Below are 16,970 nucleotides of genomic sequence, written 5' to 3'. Positions count from 1 at the left end.
TTGCATCAAACTAATCAATTTTATCTACCTGAAAATTATCCAATTGAAGTATCCTATCGGCATTACCATGCGCAATCTTTTCAAATTGTTCGGCAGGCAGGTGAATGTTGTTCAGGAAGTCCACACCCATTTGATTAGCGCTGAACGGATAATCTACCGAGAACAGTATATTATCGATACCTATGGTATCTAACGCTATCTGCAAAGGCGGTTGCGTAAAAAAACCGCTCGTTGTTATAAAAAGCTGCTCTCGGAATGTTTCGCTCAGGGCTCGCTGGTTTTTGCCGCCGCTGCCCGGCTGAAAGGCTCTCTCAGCCCTTGCCCACATCATTGGCAACATTTCGCCCATGTGCCCAATAATAATTTTAAGTTTAGGATAGCGGTCAAATATACCTGCTGCCAAAAGCCGTAATACATGTATGGCCGTTTCTGAATGCCACCCCCACCCCCAGCACGCTATAGCATCATATGGGCCTTGCATATCACCTACATTTGAGTAATAGGCATCCATCACCGCTTTTGGTGGCAAGCCCGGATGAATGTATATGGGTACGCCCAGTCGCTCGGCCCTTTCAAATATTGGGGCAAATTTCGGCGCGTCGAGAAACTCGCCATTGGTATGCCCGCGAATCATGGCGCCGCGAAAGCCGTAAGTTTTAACCACACGTTCCAGTTCATCTGCTGCCGCATCAGGTGCGGTCATTGGCAGATGTGCAAAAGCTGTAAAGCGTTCCGGGTGGTCTTTTATCTTAGCTGCCAGCAGGTTATTGTATGCTGTCGCAAACGCCGGTGCCGAGCCGGCGTCGAGCAGGTTGACATCAGTATTCTCAACCGATAATACCTGCATACTTATTCCCGACTCGTTCATGGATCGCAATCTTTCGCCGCTGATGTCTTCAAGCTTAGGCATCATTTGCATGGCCGGGCCAGATGGCGCTTTGCCTGCTCTAACTTTATCAGGCAATAAATAAGACAATTCAGGAAAAGAAACGTGTTCTTCAATAGCAACTATCCTCATATCTTTAATGAACAGCCTGTGATGCATTTTGTTGTGATAGATGATTAAGGGCCATTCATGATGGGTTATGTCATTAAATAAAATAGGATACCAATTGTTCCCACTCTTCTTCTAAAGGTATGTTTGGGCGGGTTTGGCGCGCACGGCTGTACCAGTAATCGGCATTCCAAATGTCGCCCTCTTTGCGGTGTAAGTAAGCATGTACCCAGGCCGATGCCTGATCTGTTAAATGATCAACCTGTGCATGTGCTTTATGCCAATCGCCCTTACCATCATACCAAAGGCTTTTCAATTGAACCGGGAGTTGGCTATCCGGTTGCTCTAAACTTAACGATGTTTTAAATTCAGCTAAAGTTTCCATTCACATAAATTTCGTTGAAATTAGCTTTAAAAAAGAATTGTGCATGTTTTTTTTGAAAGTAGCAGGTTTAGCCATTCTTACTTTCAATTCTTTTCCTGATACGGCTAAGCGAAGGGTTAGTGATACCAAGATAAGATGATATATGATAAGCTGGAATACGATTGATGATATCCGGATGTTGTTCGAGCAGTCTGAGATACCGCTGCTCGTGCGAAAAAAAGATAAACTCCTCTGTACGGGTTTGTGCAATAGTAAAAAACGATTCGGCCAGGAGCCTGCCAAAGGTTGCCCAGTTTGAATGACTTTCATAAAGCATGTTAAGATCCTTATGAGAGATAAAGTAGATCTCTGAATCTTCCATCGCCTCGATATAATACCAGCAGGGGTTGCGTGACACAAAGCTTCTGAAGGAAACAACAAACTGGTTTTCTGAAAAGAAAAACACGTTTTTATCTCCCTCATTATTGGGGTGACGATAATATATCCTGAATATTCCTTTAACAACCAATCCAAGGTCATTGCATACCATGCTCTGCATATTAAAAAAGTCGCCTTTGTTAATTTTTCGCGCTTTCCACAACAGTCTGCTATCGTTAATATCTTTATCATTAAGCGGGGCAAAATCCCGCAGGTGCCGGAAAAGCAGATCGCTTCTATCAGTCATTTGATCAAGCCTCAAGTTTTATTAATCAAATATATAGTTAAAGTCAAGCTCTTTTTTTCACCTAAGTGAAAATACGGCTGAAACCTAATTGTAATTATACTGTAACCTTCTGGCTTGTTTTCACTTAAGTGAAAATTTCTAAAAACTATTCACTACAAATTTGTCACAGAAAGCACTTAAAAATTTATCATGACAACAAATTCTTCCCGGGATGCTACAGTAAACGGCAAGGCCGTTGAAACTGCAAAAGCTTTACGCAATTTATATTTTACACGCGCAGGCTTTTCTATATTATGGGTTATACTCGTTTCTGTTTTTGCTAAGGCATCACCCTCAGTTGCCGGCATATTGTTGATTATTTACCCAGCCTGGGATGTAGTAGGTACCTTACTTGATATCCGCGCTAACAGTGGCCCCATCTCTAAAACGCCACAGTATGTTAACTTGGTTATCAGTTCGCTCACTACTATAGCTGTAGGCGTTGCACTGCAACGTGGTGTACCGGAAACATTAATCGTTTTCGGGGTCTGGGCAATAGGTACAGGATTGATCCAGCTGATCCTTGGCCTGCGCCGTAGAAAATCATTAGGCGGACAATGGCCAATGATTATTAGTGGAGGGCAATCCATGATCGGTGGTACTTCTTTTATCATCCTGGCGCACGATCCTACTAAAGGGATTACAAGCCTGGCAGGTTATGCAGCCTTTGGCGCGTTTTATTACCTGCTTACCGCATTCCGTTTATCCAAAACCGTTAAAGGTGATACTGATGTCCAATAATACAATGTTATCAACCAACGTTAAAAGAGCCGCTGATCATACAATTAAGCGGCTCTTTGTATTTTTAATGGTTAGTATATATTATTTACCAGCCCTTTATTGCGCCACCATCAAAGATTTTAGGCGCGGCATCGTCAACTTCCTGCGATTGGTAAGTTTTTACAAATTTTTCACCTTATCATGGTTTTTATCAGGCAACAAATTTTCCATCTGCACTTATCACTGCCTCCAATACCCACTTTACTTTAACCTGATGCTGTACATATCATTGTATCTGATCACGAATATGACCGGAGTATCGCCTTGCGCAAACGCACGTTTAAAAATACCAGTAATAAAATATCTGTAAAGCGTTACACGCCATGCAACAAAACTAACCAATTGGCAGAGCCTGGTTTTTATTATATGTATCTGTTAATAACGTTTTCCAGATATTCCTGCCTGCCACTTGTAGTTGCCGGTTCACCATTGTCTATGGCATATTGGCGAAGGTCCTCCAATGATAATTTACCTTGTTCAAAGTCTTTACCGCTACCACTATCAAATGAAGCATAACGGTCCTGGCGCACCTTGTTGTAGTCGGATTTTTGGAGGATATTGTCAGCAGTGATTAGTGCACGCGCAAATACATCAACTCCGCCGATGTGCGCATCAAACAGGTCTTCGCGGTCGGTTGAGTTACGGCGTATCTTGGCATCAAAGTTAATACCCCCACCCTGAAAACCACCTGCTTTTAAGATGATCAGCATATACTCGGTAACTTCATTTATATCATTCGGGAACTGGTCTGTGTCCCAGCCGTTTTGCAAGTCCCCCCGGTTGGCATCTATGGAACCTAATAAACCTGCATCAGCAGCTACCTGCAACTCATGCTGAAAAGTGTGTCCGGCCAATGTAGCGTGATTCACTTCCAGGTTTAATTTAAAATCGTTAATAAGATCATATTTCTGCAGAAAACCAAGCACCGTTGCAGCATCATAATCATATTGATGCTTGGTTGGTTCGCAAGGTTTTGGTTCGATAAAAAATGTCCCTTTAAAGCCATTGCGGCGCGCGTAATCTTTCGCTGTATGTAAAAATTTGGCCAGGTGTTCCTGCTCACGTTTCATGTTAGTGTTAAGCAAGCTCATATAACCTTCACGGCCGCCCCAAAACACATAGTTTTCGCCTCCAAGGGCAATAGTAGCATCTAAGGCCGCTTTGACCTGTGCACCGGCATGTGCCAAAACATGAAAATCCGGATTGGTTGCGGCACCATTCATGTAACGCGGATTACTGAACAGGTTTGCAGTGCCCCACAGCAGTTTAACACCGCTGGCTTGCTGCTTTTGCTTTGCATAATCAACCATTATTTGTAAACGGCGGTCATTTTCTGTAACGTCATTGGTATAATCTACCACATCCACATCGTGGAAACAATAAAATGGCAAATCCATTTTTGTAATAAATTCAAAAGCGGCATCCATTTTATCTTTAGCACGCTCAACCGCATCAGCCCTTTTATCCCAAGGAAAAACATGCGTTGGCGCACCAAACGGATCTGCACCGTTGCCGCAGAACGAGTGCCAATAAGCAACCGCAAAGCGCAGATGATCTTTCATAGCCTTCCCCGCTACTACTTTGTCGGCATCATACCAGCGGTATGCAAAACGATTGTCTGTTTCAGTACCTTCATATTTGACCTGGCCTATACCTTTAAAAAACTCTTGCTCGCCTATACAAATGTTTGCCATGATTTTTTGATTAGTATTTTTTAAGTTTATTTAGTGGTTTCTTGCAATATGCTTTCCAGCAACTGTTTCCAACGCTGATAAAATGGTTCGATACCGCTGCCCGAGGGTTCAACGTATCTTAAAGGTTTAATATTCAGGAATGCATCGGCACTGTTTGCATACACACCAGCGCCAATACCTGCACCTATGGCAGCACCCACACTCCCGTCATTCTGGTAAAGTTCTACAGGTACGCCGGTATAGTCGGCAAAGCTTTGGGTAAAAAGGTCGCTTAAAAAGAGATTTGCCTGCCCGGCACGTATAACAGACGGCGACATGCCGTTTTCCCGCATAATATCCAACCCATATCTGAACGCACAGGCAATACCCTCTTGCGCCGCTCTTAAAATATGAGCGCGGGTATGCAAATTCAAATCGATGCCCAAAATATGGGCGCCGGGCTGTTTGTTATTTAACATCCGCTCCGCGCCGTTCCCAAACGGTAATATCTGCAAGCCTTCACTACCAGCAGGTGCGGTTGCAGCCTCAAGATTCATTTGGTTATAGCTCAAGCCAGAACCGTAGGTGCTTTTTATCCAACGGTAAAGGCTGCCTGTGCCATTTATGCAAAGCAATACACCAAGGCGCTTTTGATTATTCTGGTAGTTAACGTGTGCAAACGTGTTTACCCTTGATTGGCTGTCAAAGGTCAATTCATCGCTTACCCCATATATAACGCCAGAAGTACCTGCAGTAGCCGCTACTTCACCCGGCTGCAAAACATTCAGGGATAATGCGTTATTAGGCTGGTCGCCCGCTTTATAAGTTATGGGTATGCCTGGTTTAAGGCCAAGTTCGGCCGCAATGGCCGTTGATAGTAACCCATGTTCGGAAAATACTGGTTTAACCTGCGGGAACATCCCTTTATCAAAGCCGTAGTAATTAATGACATTTTCAGAGAATGTATCCGCTATAAAATCGTAAAATATCCCCTCGGATAAAGAAGATACCGAGCAGGTAACATCACCAGTAAGTTTCATGGCGATGTAATCACCGGGCAGCATTATTTTGTAAATCCTCTCAAACAAGAGAGGTTCATTTTGCTTGACCCAAGCTAATTTTGATGCCGTAAAATTCCCGGGAGAATTAAGCAGGTGTGATAAGGAACGCTCCTCGCCAATGGCTAAAAAAGCCTCATTGCCGATATCAACGGCCCGGCTATCGCACCAGATGATACTATCGCGCAGTGCATTTCCATCTTTATCAACCATTACCAAACCGTGCATCTGATAGGCAATACCAATTGCAGTAATATCCTGCGGATTGTATGTTTTACTACCATTGCATATTTTGATGGCGTTTACGGCCTGATCCCACCACATATCCGGTGACTGCTCTGCCCAGCCGGGTTTTAAAACCTTTATAGGCGCTTCGGTTTCAGGAAATTGTGCGCTTGACAAAATGTTTTGTGTCAGCGCATCAATCACCGACACTTTTGTTGATGATGTGCCTATATCAATACCCAGCAATAACATGATTGAATTTTTAGATTTATATATCGCTAAATTAACATCTTTTAAAAGAACGCGATCGATTGCGAAATGTTATTTTGCATAACTGCCATGAATTTTGGACTGCCCCAATTATTAGTAAATGCGGATACTCTAACGAAAACTTTACAGAAATAACCAACCCCTCTATAACCACAATAGATCAGTATAGCGTTATACGGGCAAGACATTAGCTACCTGTTTTAGATAAAAAAATTCCTGTCTATTATATATTGCAACAGTTAAAGACAGAATCCATCCTTGTTCAGGATGCATAATTCCATTTATCTGCCGACAACCGGGAACTGAGAAATCCTTAACTTAGTACAACCATAAGGTATCAATAAAATTTCTTCTTCTTTCTGCTTTGCCACCCCTTCGTTATAAATTACACTATACGGTAGCGGCCCGGCCATGTCATTGTATAACTGCCAGCTTGCAATGCGCACCGCCTGGGTTTTTAATCTAACCGGGGCATTTTCCTGATTCCAGGGATATGTAGCTAAGTTTGCGGTTTTCGCTATAACAAAACGCTCGTCAAGGTTTTTTGAAGGCAATTCTGGCAGCCCGTAATTCCATGGTGTAGTAGGCAGTACTTCTATATAATTACTGCCATAAGCTATCGGGTCTTTAGTATTTTGCACTTGCTTTTCCCGCTCACCTATCTTCAAAGCGTACACAATTGGGCCTCGCTCCACCGATACAGAATTTTCGTACCAGGTGTTTTTAAAGATGTGCATTGGCAAAATCAGCTCTACCTTATCACCGTTCTTCCATTTTCTGTTCAATTTTACAATCTCACCACCTTTACCTTGCTGCAACGGTTCACCGTTTACTTTTATAGTTGCCATATTACACCAGTTGGGTACCCTTAAATGAAACGGAAATATCGCCTGGGCATTCTTTTGCTCAAACGAAATTGTAAACCTTACAGCTTCTTCGAAAGGATAATTTGTTTCTTCTTTGATCGTTATTTTCTTACCATCAGCAACCATAGCATTCACTTCACTGGCCGAGTAAAGTAATGCTGCCAAACCCTTATCGGCGGTGGCATACCAAAGGTTTTGGGTAAATTTGGGCCAGCCCTGATGCATATTTGATGTACAGCACGGGTAACCGGTAAGCAGGCCGTAGCACAGGTCGGTACCGTTGTGGTTAACGTCAAAATTATGTCCATTGTTCCTGGTTAACATCACCTGGTTAGCCTGCTGAAAATATTGCCTTGCCATGTAATCCTCAGTGGTTTGTGATGGCAATGCATTGAACGCTATTTTTTCCAGCCTGTCGGCGTAATTTACGTCTCCGGTTATTGCCAGTGCACTTTCCAGCGTAAACATCATTTCAACTGCTGTACACAACTCCGAGCCTTGAGTGGGGTTATTACCATGCAGCATTTCGTCGCCGCCAAAAAGCCCATGAGCCATCCCATCAAAACGGGTAAGGTCAGCCAAGCCTCTTTTAAATGCGTCGGCATATTGTGGCTCAGTATGTTGCTGGTAGTAAATAATAGGCTCTTTCATGCCCTGCGCAAGGTTTACACCATGCAAGCTGCCCATAGTACTTAACACATTGGTATGTAAAAAGGCGTTTGTAAAATCGTATGTCTGCCGGTGCAATAATTCGGCAAGTTGCAGTAATGATTTGTCGCCGGTTATGTTGTACAGCCAGTATACAACCATTAAATTGTCGGCGCCACGCTGTTGTGCCCAAAACGTCCAGTGGTTTAGCGGTTTTGATGGCAGCTCTTTTAATTGGTAATGAAAGTAGTTAGTGAGCAAATTAACCACGCGCTTATCGCCGGTGGCCATATAATATTGTTTAAGCACCTTCAGCATCACCATTTTGGGCCACCAATCGCGGCTGTTGTCGCGCTGAACGCCAGGTTCAGGCCCGTAATCTCTTGAGGGGCCAAAATATCCGTCTGACTGCTGGCTGTTTATGGTCCATTCTATCCATGGTTTAACTTTGGCTATTAGCTCTTTATCTTTCAAGATGTAAGCAAGTGGTAGTAAGCCATCTATCCAGTATGGGCCTCGCTCCCACTGGTCGCCATCACCGCCAAGCCAACCGTTACGCTTTCCCATTACTAAAGGATATAACTCATCTAAACGGCCGGTAGCACCGTTCTTTTGCTTTATAAGCATTTCGCGTAACCAACCTTTTGGTGTAATTGCTCCCAATGGCAATTCCTGGTAAACATCCTGTTTCAAAGGTGCACGTGGCGTTATCACTACAGGCGACTGTGCGGATACGGATGATGCAAGCAGCGCGAATATTACGCACATATAAAATTTCATAAGCATAGATAAAACTCTTTTGTAAATGCAATGCAAAATACACATTGTATATATTTATCAGTACTTAAAATAATCATGCGCGCAGGTATTGTTGTAGCATTAACCGCTGCTCGCATAGAGTAGCAGCTTCATCATAGTTTTTAAATATTAAGGTTACAGGTTATTTTTATTATAAACTCCGTTAAATCCATATTAACGCCATCAGAAACAGAGGGATCTGTAAGATTAGTTACAGCATACGTTTACTGCAGGCGGCCGATAATCAACAGAACGTTTTCGCTTCAAATGTCAGTTATGGAGTTTAATTTAATAGATCAGTTTATACCCCGCGCCTCTGATGCTCATCAGTTCCACACTGTCATCGTCTTTGAGCATCTTTCGCAAATGCGACATAAAAACATCCATACTGCGCGCGTTGTAAAAATTATCATCCCCCCATATCTCCAATAAAGGCACTTGCCTGGCCAGCAATACATTACGGTGTTTAAGCAATAGATTCAGCAGGGCTGTTTCCTTAAAAGAAAGTTTGTAAGTACTAACAGGCGTAGTAAGCTGTTGACTTACCGGATCAAGTACAGATGCACCGAATGACAGATGCCCTGCATCTGAGTTGTTCTTTGTATCACTTGTCTGTGAACGATGGAGCAAGGCTTCCATTCGCACCAGCAACTCACCCATATTAAACGGCTTACGTAAATAATCGTTACCGCCGCTTTTAAAACCCTTAATTACATCTTCGGCAAGGGATTTAGCGCTTAAAAAAATAATCGGGATGCCACTATCCTGCTTGCGGATATCTTCTGCCAGCGAATAACCGTCTTTCAGCGGCATCATGATATCCAGCACGCAGATATCAGGCGGAGCCATTTCAAACTTCCGAAGTGCTTCCTCTCCGTCAGCCGCCAGTTCAACATCATAACCACTGTTCTTAAGTCCATCACTAATAATTTGCGCCAGTGTTTGTTCATCTTCGGCGTATAGAACTTTATACTTCATTATAGGCTGGTAAATCAATAATAAATGTGCTGCCCTGGCCGCTGCTATGTACGCTTATCGTACCTTTATGCAGGTTAACAATCTGGCGGACATAGTAAAGCCCAAGGCCCGAACCTTTGACATTATGAATATCCGGATTATCAGTTACCCTAAAAAAGCGCTCGAATATACGCTCCTGATGTATCTTTTGAATACCAGGTCCGTTATCAGCTATAGAGATCCTTACATCCTGGTGGCTGCAGTTACAGGTTATAGTGATAATTGCGTTATCTCCACTATACTTTAACGCATTATCTATGATATTATAAAACACATTGGTCAGGTGTACCGGGTCGCCATCTACAAAACAAGGCTCCGCTGATGGCAGATAGTTAATAATAGCCCCTTGCTTTTCATTACGCAGGCGCATAGCGTTGACAACGCTTTCCAATCCCTGTTGCACATCATACAACTCCGGTTGGAGCCTTATACCTCCGTTATCCAGCTGCTCAAGGTTTAACACTTTGTCTATCATCTGGTTCAGGCGCTGTAATTCGGTCTTGCTGATATCTATATAATTCTCCAGCTTAACCGGATCATGCGTTAGTTGATAGCGGGTAATAGCATCCAATGCGGCATCAATTATGGCTACCGGTGTCTTTAGCTCATGTGTCATGTTGCCTGTGAAAGCCAGTCTGGCCTGGGTGTAAAGGCGCTGACTCCGCATTACCCTGAACAGGAAGTAGAAAGCCAAACCAGTAAGCAGCAACATAAGGAAAGAGGAAATAAGGTAATAGCGCATCCGGTAGATGACCACATTATTAAGCGAGGGCACCACATACTGATAACTATGAAAAAAAAAGTTGATATTGTAAGCGTACAACTGACTGCGGTAGTCGGCCTGCTGCGCCCGCTTCCACATCTGCGGATCTTCCGGCTTACCGGTATCATAGTTATGGAGTAAATGGTAGCCATTTACATCAAGCCCGTTTTTCAGAAGTTCCTTCTTCACAAGGCTATCCATCCTGATCAGGTCCCTGTGGTCTGCCGCCATAACGGATTCCAAAGTTTCACCTTTATTAAAGCTGCGCACAACATGATTTTTTTTTTGCCGCAGTTTGTTATTAGGAAATCGTAAACTGATATCTATAATGGTGCTGTCATTTTCAATTTCAGAACTGAACCGGCTGCTTACTTTTCGTTTACGCATGCTTGTGAAAGCTTGCTTTAACTGCAGCCATTCTGCTGATAAAAAGAACGTGCGGAAATTCTCGCTCTTTTCGTGTCCCGGGGCAACGCTCAAATAATCACTCATACGTGTAGCATCGCTTATGGCGTGTTCCAGATCGCGCGCAACCTGTACTTGCTGCGCCCGGAATAACTGAGTGAGCCAGGCCACCTGCAATACTATACTGGCCAGCATGGCCAGGCCAACAAGCGGATAAGCATACCGGTTTGAAAACCATTTCATAATACGAATTTGCTAATAATTAGCTGATGATGATAAGGGCCTTATAAGATTTAACCTTGTTTAACATTGCTTAACAAGCCATAACATAGGCTTAGGGTAGGTTTGCATCATGAAAAAGATTTTATTGTTCTTCCTGATGATATTGCCAGGCCTTGCCTTTTCACAGTTGAGGTTAAAAGGCAAAGTAACTGATGCCGCAGGCCATCCGTTAGATGCGGCAACCATTACCTTAACCAAAGATCATAAGCACATAGCATCTGCCTTTGCGGACCTCGGAAACTTTAATGTGGTTTACCCGGCTAACGGAATTTATATTTTATCAGCAACTTTAGTTGGTTATCAACCCGTGCAAATGCAGTTGCAATTGCCAAAAGACAGTATTTTGCTGGTAATGCAGCCTGATAGCAAGCACCTGAACGAAGTTACCATAGCTTACCGCCGCCCGCTTATTGAACGTAAGATAGACCGCGTTAGCTTTAACGTAGAGAACAGCATACTGGCTTCGGGTAGCAGCGCCTGGGAAGCGCTAATTAAAACCCCTGGATTACAGGTAAATACCAGTAACGATATAACAGCTAACCGTAAAACTGTAAAGATCTACCTTGACGGAAAACCATTACAGCTTTCGGGAGATGACCTGCCCGCTTATTTACAAGGCCTGCCATCAGACCAGGTAGCCCGCATAGAAGTGTTTTCCAATCCGCCAGCACAATTTGAAGCCGAAGGAGCCTCAGTAATCAACATCGTTACTAAAAAAGCAAAGAAACAAGGCTTTAACGTAACGTTGAATGGCGGGTTCACCCAAGCCACTTACAGCGGGTATAACGCAAGTACATCGTTCAATTACAGGAAAGATAAGCTTAATGTTTACGGCTCGTATGGATTTGCACATCGCCATAACTTTCAGGATCATGATACCTACATCGATTTTGGCAATTCACTTTGGGGCAGCCCGAACAGGAATATTTATCAGTCCGATAATCATAACTACAGGGTTGGTTTAGATTATCAGCTAAAAGATAATCAAGTATTAGGTTTACTGGTGACCGGCAGTAACCGCAAGGGTAACACGGAGGGACATACGCTGACACGTATCACTAATAAGCAACTGGTTTTAGATTCAACATTACAAACAGATAACTTTTCGGAGAATAGTGGCAACCAGTATACTTACAACTTGAATTATAACTTAAAGCTTGACTCGGGCAAGCGAAGTTTGAATATTGATGCTGACTACTCGCCCTATCAAACAAGTTCTGATGCATATGCAGATAATCTGTCTTTCCTTCCGGATGGCAGCCGTACACCTAACATGTTCCATATTTATACGCCCAGCCGTCAACACATCGACATCTATTCAGGTAAGATAGATTATAATTATAAATTAGCCGGACGCTGGGAGGTTACATCGGGCCTTAAGTACAGCAGCACGCAGAGCTATAATGATTTTGATTACTATAACCGGGATGGCAGTACTTTAACGGCCATCCCTCAAAACAGTAACCATTTTACTTATAATGAAAATACCGCGGCAGCCTATACCAGTTTTTCGGGAGTTATTGGCCAATGGACGCTACAAGCAGGTTTACGAGGCGAATACACCCGCACACGAGGATATTCAGTAACGTTAGATTCGCTTAACCGGCGAAATTACCTGAAGTTGTTTCCAACGCTGTTTGCCCAATACAAGCTTAGTGACGACCATGAACTGCAACTCAATTACGCGTACCGGATAGATCGCCCTGAGTATAACCGACTGAATCCGGCAAAGCGTTATTCATCTCCATATAATATTTACGTTGGCAACCCGGCTTTGCAGCCCGCCTTTGTGCATAATATAGAATTTGGTTACACTTATAAACAACTATATAACGTAACGGCTTATTATACGGCAACGCATGATCTGTTTACCAACATCAACATACAGGATAACCAAACAAAGGTTTACTATGGCACACATGCCAACCTGGGGCTGAGTGTTATAGCGGGTTTGCGTATATCGGCACCTTTCCATCCAACTACATGGTGGGAAGTTAATGTAGTTGCAGATGCATTCAGGCAGCACGAAAAATCGGCTTACCTGTCGGGCAGTTATGATTACCACTTATTCTCTTTTGCAGGGGTGCTCAACCAGGCGTTTACTATTAACTCGAAAAATGGTTTAAAAGCAGAAATTAACAGCGTTTATAACGGCCCGGGTTTGCAGGCCATTTACAGGAGTGGTCATAATTCGGAAATTGACGCGGGTATAAAAACCAATATTTTTGGTGGGAAGGGAACTTTGCGCCTTGCGGTAAACGACATTTTTAATACTAATGTTGACAAGGTAAATATTAATTTTCAGGATCAGCAAAGCAGGTTCATTCATCATGTAGAAAGCCGTAATGCTACGCTTAGTATAACCTGGCGTTTGGGCAGGAATGTAACTGCTTCACGCAGCAGAACAACGGCGAGCGAGGAAGAAAGAAAACGCGCACAATGATTGTTACGCTAACAATAACAGGTAGTGCATGTCTCATGGGGTTTGTAAGAGATGCGTTCACCTGCTTTTTTCTTAAGCAGGACGATAGGTTAAAGCAGTCCTTTGTCATGGTGAGCCTGTCGAACCATTCGACAGCGCTGACGCGGTTGTGTCACCAATATTTTGATAGATCTGATGCAGAGTAGATTAAGCGTGTTCACGTTGTTCACCTGTGTGTTCGTGAACAGGGGGTCGGGTGCAGGTTATGGGGATTGGGCAATCCGGCAATCCGGCAATCCGGCAACAGGCAACCCGCTACCCGTAACAGGCAACCGCTTTAAACGCAGAAAACCCCTCATCTTTTGGATGAAGGGTTACTGATAAAGGGTGGCACCGACCTACTCTCCCACATTTTACTGCAGTACCATCGGCTCTGGCGGGCTTAACTTCTCTGTTCGGAATGGGAAGAGGTGGACACCGCCGATATAGGCACCTGAAGGCTTTTAGATCTGAGATGTTAGATTTGAGAGCTGAGACTCATCATCTTTTACATAACAAACCAATATTTTATTGATATTAAGAAGCAGATCTTTTTAGATGGAGACCACGTCTCACATCTCATATCTCACCTCTCATATCTAAGACAATTATTGAAAGAAGTAATTTTCGGAGAAAACAACAGCAATTTCTTCTGTTAGAGAAAGCTTCGGATGATTAGTATTACTCGACTTTGATGTCACCACCTTTATATCTGTAACCTATCAACGTAGTCGTCTGCTACGATCCTGTAAGGAAGTCTCATCTCGTGGCTAGTTTCGCACTTAGATGCTTTCAGCGCTTATCTATTCCCAACGTAGCTACTCTGCAGTACACCTGGCGGCATAACAGATTCACCAGAGGTTAGTCCAACCCGGTCCTCTCGTACTAAGGTCAGCCCCACTCAAACTTCCAACGCCCACAACAGATAGGGACCGAACTGTCTCGCGACGTTCTGAACCCAGCTCGCGTGCCACTTTAATGAGCGAACAGCTCAACCCTTGGGACCTTCTCCAGCCCCAGGATGTGACGAGCCGACATCGAGGTGCCAAACCTCCCCGTCGATATGAGCTCTTGGGGGAGATCAGCCTGTTATCCCCAGCGTACCTTTTATCCTTTGAGCGATGGCCCTTCCATGCAGAACCACCGGATCACTATATCCGTCTTTCGACCCAGCTCGACTTGTCTGTCTCACTGTCAAGCAAGCTTATGCTATTGCACTCCGCGTACGGTTACCAAGCGTACTGAGCTTACCTTTGAAAGCCTCCGTTACCTTTTTGGAGGCGACCACCCCAGTCAAACTACCCGCCAAACAATGTCCCCCTCATTAAGGGGTTAGACACCAAATACAGAAAGGGTGGTATTTCAACGTTGGCTAACTGACTCCTAGCGAAGCCAGATCACAGCCTCCCACCTATCCTACACATCCTGTATCCGATATCAATGTTAAGTTGTAGTGAAGGTGCATGGGGTCTTTCCGTCCCGTTGCGGGTAACCGGCGTCTTCACCGATACCACAATTTCACCGAGCTCATGGCTGAGACAGCGCCCAGATCGTTACACCATTCGTGCAGGTCGGAACTTACCCGACAAGGAATTTCGCTACCTTAGGACCGTTATAGTTACGGCCGCCGTTTACTGGGGCTTCGATTCAATGCTTCGCCTTGCGACTAACATCCCCTCTTAACCTTCCAGCACCGGGCAGGTGTCAGGCCTTATACGTCATCTTTCGATTTTGCAAAGCCATGTGTTTTTGTTAAACAGTCGCCTGGGCCTTTTCACTGCGGCTGACATTGCTGCCAGCGCCCCTTCTCCCGAAGTTACAGGGCCATTTTGCCGAGTTCCTTAGCCATGATTCACTCGAGCACCTTAGGATTCTCTCCTCGACTACCTGTGTCGGTTTACGGTACGGGTTTTTATAACCTGAAGCTTAGCGGGTTTTCTTGGAAGTCTGATTACCTGAACTATCCCCTTACCCGAAGGCTCGAGGTACTATCAGCTTTCAGCAAATCTGGCGTACTTAACTACCAAACCTATACCTACAGCCTTTAACGAACTATTCCGTCAGTTCGCGTCAGTGTCACTACTCCGTCACCGCATCGCAGTTATAAAAAGTACTGGAATATTAACCAGTTGTCCATCGGCTACGCCCTTCGGCTTCACCTTAGGCCCCGACTAACCCTGATCCGATTAGCGTTGATCAGGAAACCTTAGTCTTTCGGTGGGCGGGTTTCTCTCCCGCCTTATCGTTACTTATGCCTACATTTGCTTTTCTATAACCTCCACAGTCAGTCGTCCTTCCTGCTTCGCCGGCATATAGAATGCTCCCCTACCAGTACACTAATAGTGTAATCCATAGCTTCGGTATAACGCTTAATGCCCGTTTATTATCCATGCCCGATCGCTCGACTAGTGAGCTGTTACGCACTCTTTAAATGAATGGCTGCTTCCAAGCCAACATCCTAGCTGTCTGTGCAATCGGACCTCGTTAGTTCAACTTAGCGTTAATTTGGGGACCTTAGCTGATGGTCTGGGTTCTTTCCCTCTCGGCCATGGACCTTAGCACCCATAGCCTCACTGCAGTGTATATTAACTAGCATTCGGAGTTTGTCTGGATTTGGTAGGATTTGACTCCCCCGCACCCAATCAGTAGCTCTACCTCTAGTTAACTTTACCACCACGCTGTTCCTAAAAACATTTCGGGGAGTACGAGCTATTTCCCAGTTTGATTAGCCTTTCACCCCTACCCACAGATCATCCGGAAACTTTTCAACGTTTATCGGTTCGGTCCTCCAGTACCTGTTACGGCACCTTCAACCTGTCCATGGGTAGATCACAAGGTTTCGCGTCTACCCCCTCTGACTATACGCCCTTTTCAGACTCGCTTTCGCTTCGGCTGCGTGGCTGAACCACTTAACCTTGCCAGAGAGGAGTAACTCGTAGGCTCATTATGCAAAAGGCACGCCGTCACGGAACATGTCCGCTCCGACCGCTTGTAAGTACACGGTTTCAGGTTCTATTTCACTCCCCTGTTCGGGGTTCTTTTCACCTTTCCCTCACGGTACTGGTTCACTATCGGTCTCTCAGGAGTATTTAGCCTTACCGGATGGTGCCGGCAAATTCCCACAAGGCGTCTCCGACCTCGCGGTACTCAGGATACCACTATCTTACTGTTACTTACCCGTACGCAGCTTTCATGCTCTATGGCTGGGTTTCCCACCCCATTCCGGTTCATTTCAATAGTCATATCGTGGTCCTATAACCCCCATTATGCCGTAACATAATGGGTTTGGGCTGCTTCCATTTCGCTCGCCACTACTCTGGAAATCACTGTTGTTTTCTCTTCCTCTGCTTACTTAGATGTTTCAGTTCAGCAGGTTCGCGCTTTTTGCAACTATTCTTCAAATAGTTAGGTTTCCCCATTCGGAAATCTCCGGATCGATTCATATTTGCTGATCCCCGGAGCTTATCGCAGCTTATCACGTCCTTCATCGCCTCTGAGAGCCAAGGCATCCCCCGTGTACCCTTTCTTACTTTCTTCTAATATCTACGCCGCTTTTGCTCGGCATGATACGTTTTTTATTGTTCGAGTCGCTTATTAGTCATTGCGTCACTGGGTCATTAGTCATTGCTGACTGCCAACTTA

At 44.4% G+C, this 16,970-nt stretch carries 11 protein-coding genes and 2 rRNA genes; 3 read left to right on the top strand and 10 right to left on the bottom strand.

All coding sequences use genetic code 11. The annotated features are described in order from the left end of the window. Positions 1–10: 10 nt before the first annotated feature. The 3 genes from ACFQZX_RS08225 to ACFQZX_RS08215 form a co-directional block, all read right to left on the bottom strand. Entirely contained in the window at positions 11–1,018 is a 1,008-nt protein-coding gene (locus ACFQZX_RS08225) for an amidohydrolase family protein (RefSeq protein WP_377113657.1), read from the bottom strand. 73 nt (positions 1,019–1,091) lie between these two features. Then, complete coding sequence (locus tag ACFQZX_RS08220) at positions 1,092–1,379, bottom strand: hypothetical protein (RefSeq protein WP_377113654.1); 288 nt, start codon at positions 1,377–1,379, stop codon at positions 1,092–1,094. 67 nt (positions 1,380–1,446) lie between these two features. Further along, positions 1,447–2,043, bottom strand: a complete 597-nt coding sequence (locus ACFQZX_RS08215; protein ID WP_377113651.1) for a Crp/Fnr family transcriptional regulator — start codon at positions 2,041–2,043, stop codon at positions 1,447–1,449. 189 nt (positions 2,044–2,232) lie between these two features. Between ACFQZX_RS08215 and ACFQZX_RS08210 the strand changes: the two genes are divergently transcribed. Beyond that, complete coding sequence (locus ACFQZX_RS08210; protein WP_377113648.1) at positions 2,233–2,823, top strand: hypothetical protein; 591 nt, start codon at positions 2,233–2,235, stop codon at positions 2,821–2,823. A 401-nt stretch (positions 2,824–3,224) separates the two neighbouring features. On the opposite strand, the gene xylA is transcribed toward ACFQZX_RS08210, so the two are convergent. The 5 genes from xylA to ACFQZX_RS08185 form a co-directional block, all read right to left on the bottom strand. Beyond that, a complete protein-coding gene (xylA, locus tag ACFQZX_RS08205; protein ID WP_377113646.1) occupies positions 3,225–4,556 on the bottom strand; it encodes a xylose isomerase in 1,332 nt (443 codons plus the stop codon). Between the two features lie 26 nt (positions 4,557–4,582). Beyond that, a complete protein-coding gene (locus ACFQZX_RS08200; protein WP_377113643.1) occupies positions 4,583–6,070 on the bottom strand; it encodes a xylulokinase in 1,488 nt (495 codons plus the stop codon). A 299-nt stretch (positions 6,071–6,369) separates the two neighbouring features. After that, on the bottom strand, positions 6,370–8,382 hold the full coding sequence (locus tag ACFQZX_RS08195) for a beta-L-arabinofuranosidase domain-containing protein (protein WP_377113640.1): 2,013 nt from the start codon (positions 8,380–8,382) through the stop codon (positions 6,370–6,372). Between the two features lie 306 nt (positions 8,383–8,688). Further along, a complete protein-coding gene (locus ACFQZX_RS08190; protein WP_377113638.1) occupies positions 8,689–9,378 on the bottom strand; it encodes a response regulator transcription factor in 690 nt (229 codons plus the stop codon). Beyond that, positions 9,368–10,828, bottom strand: a complete 1,461-nt coding sequence (locus ACFQZX_RS08185; protein WP_377113636.1) for a sensor histidine kinase — start codon at positions 10,826–10,828, stop codon at positions 9,368–9,370. The genes ACFQZX_RS08190 and ACFQZX_RS08185 overlap by 11 nt, the downstream gene beginning before the upstream one ends. Positions 10,829–10,937: 109 nt before the next feature. Between ACFQZX_RS08185 and ACFQZX_RS08180 the strand changes: the two genes are divergently transcribed. Then, positions 10,938–13,310, top strand: coding sequence for a TonB-dependent receptor domain-containing protein (locus tag ACFQZX_RS08180; protein WP_377113633.1), 2,373 nt, complete (start codon positions 10,938–10,940; stop codon positions 13,308–13,310). 174 nt (positions 13,311–13,484) lie between these two features. Beyond that, complete coding sequence (locus tag ACFQZX_RS08175; protein WP_377113630.1) at positions 13,485–13,670, top strand: hypothetical protein; 186 nt, start codon at positions 13,485–13,487, stop codon at positions 13,668–13,670. Between the two features lie 4 nt (positions 13,671–13,674). On the opposite strand, the gene rrf is transcribed toward ACFQZX_RS08175, so the two are convergent. Beyond that, a 5S ribosomal RNA gene (gene rrf / locus ACFQZX_RS08170) occupies positions 13,675–13,786 on the bottom strand. 198 nt (positions 13,787–13,984) lie between these two features. Beyond that, positions 13,985–16,864, bottom strand: a 23S ribosomal RNA gene (locus ACFQZX_RS08165). Between the last annotated feature and the right edge of the window lie 106 nt (positions 16,865–16,970).

Origin of the sequence: Mucilaginibacter litoreus (assembly GCF_042676805.1) — a bacterium.
Lineage (GTDB): Bacteria > Bacteroidota > Bacteroidia > Sphingobacteriales > Sphingobacteriaceae > Mucilaginibacter > Mucilaginibacter litoreus.
This window is presented reverse-complemented; position numbering and strand designations above follow the sequence as displayed.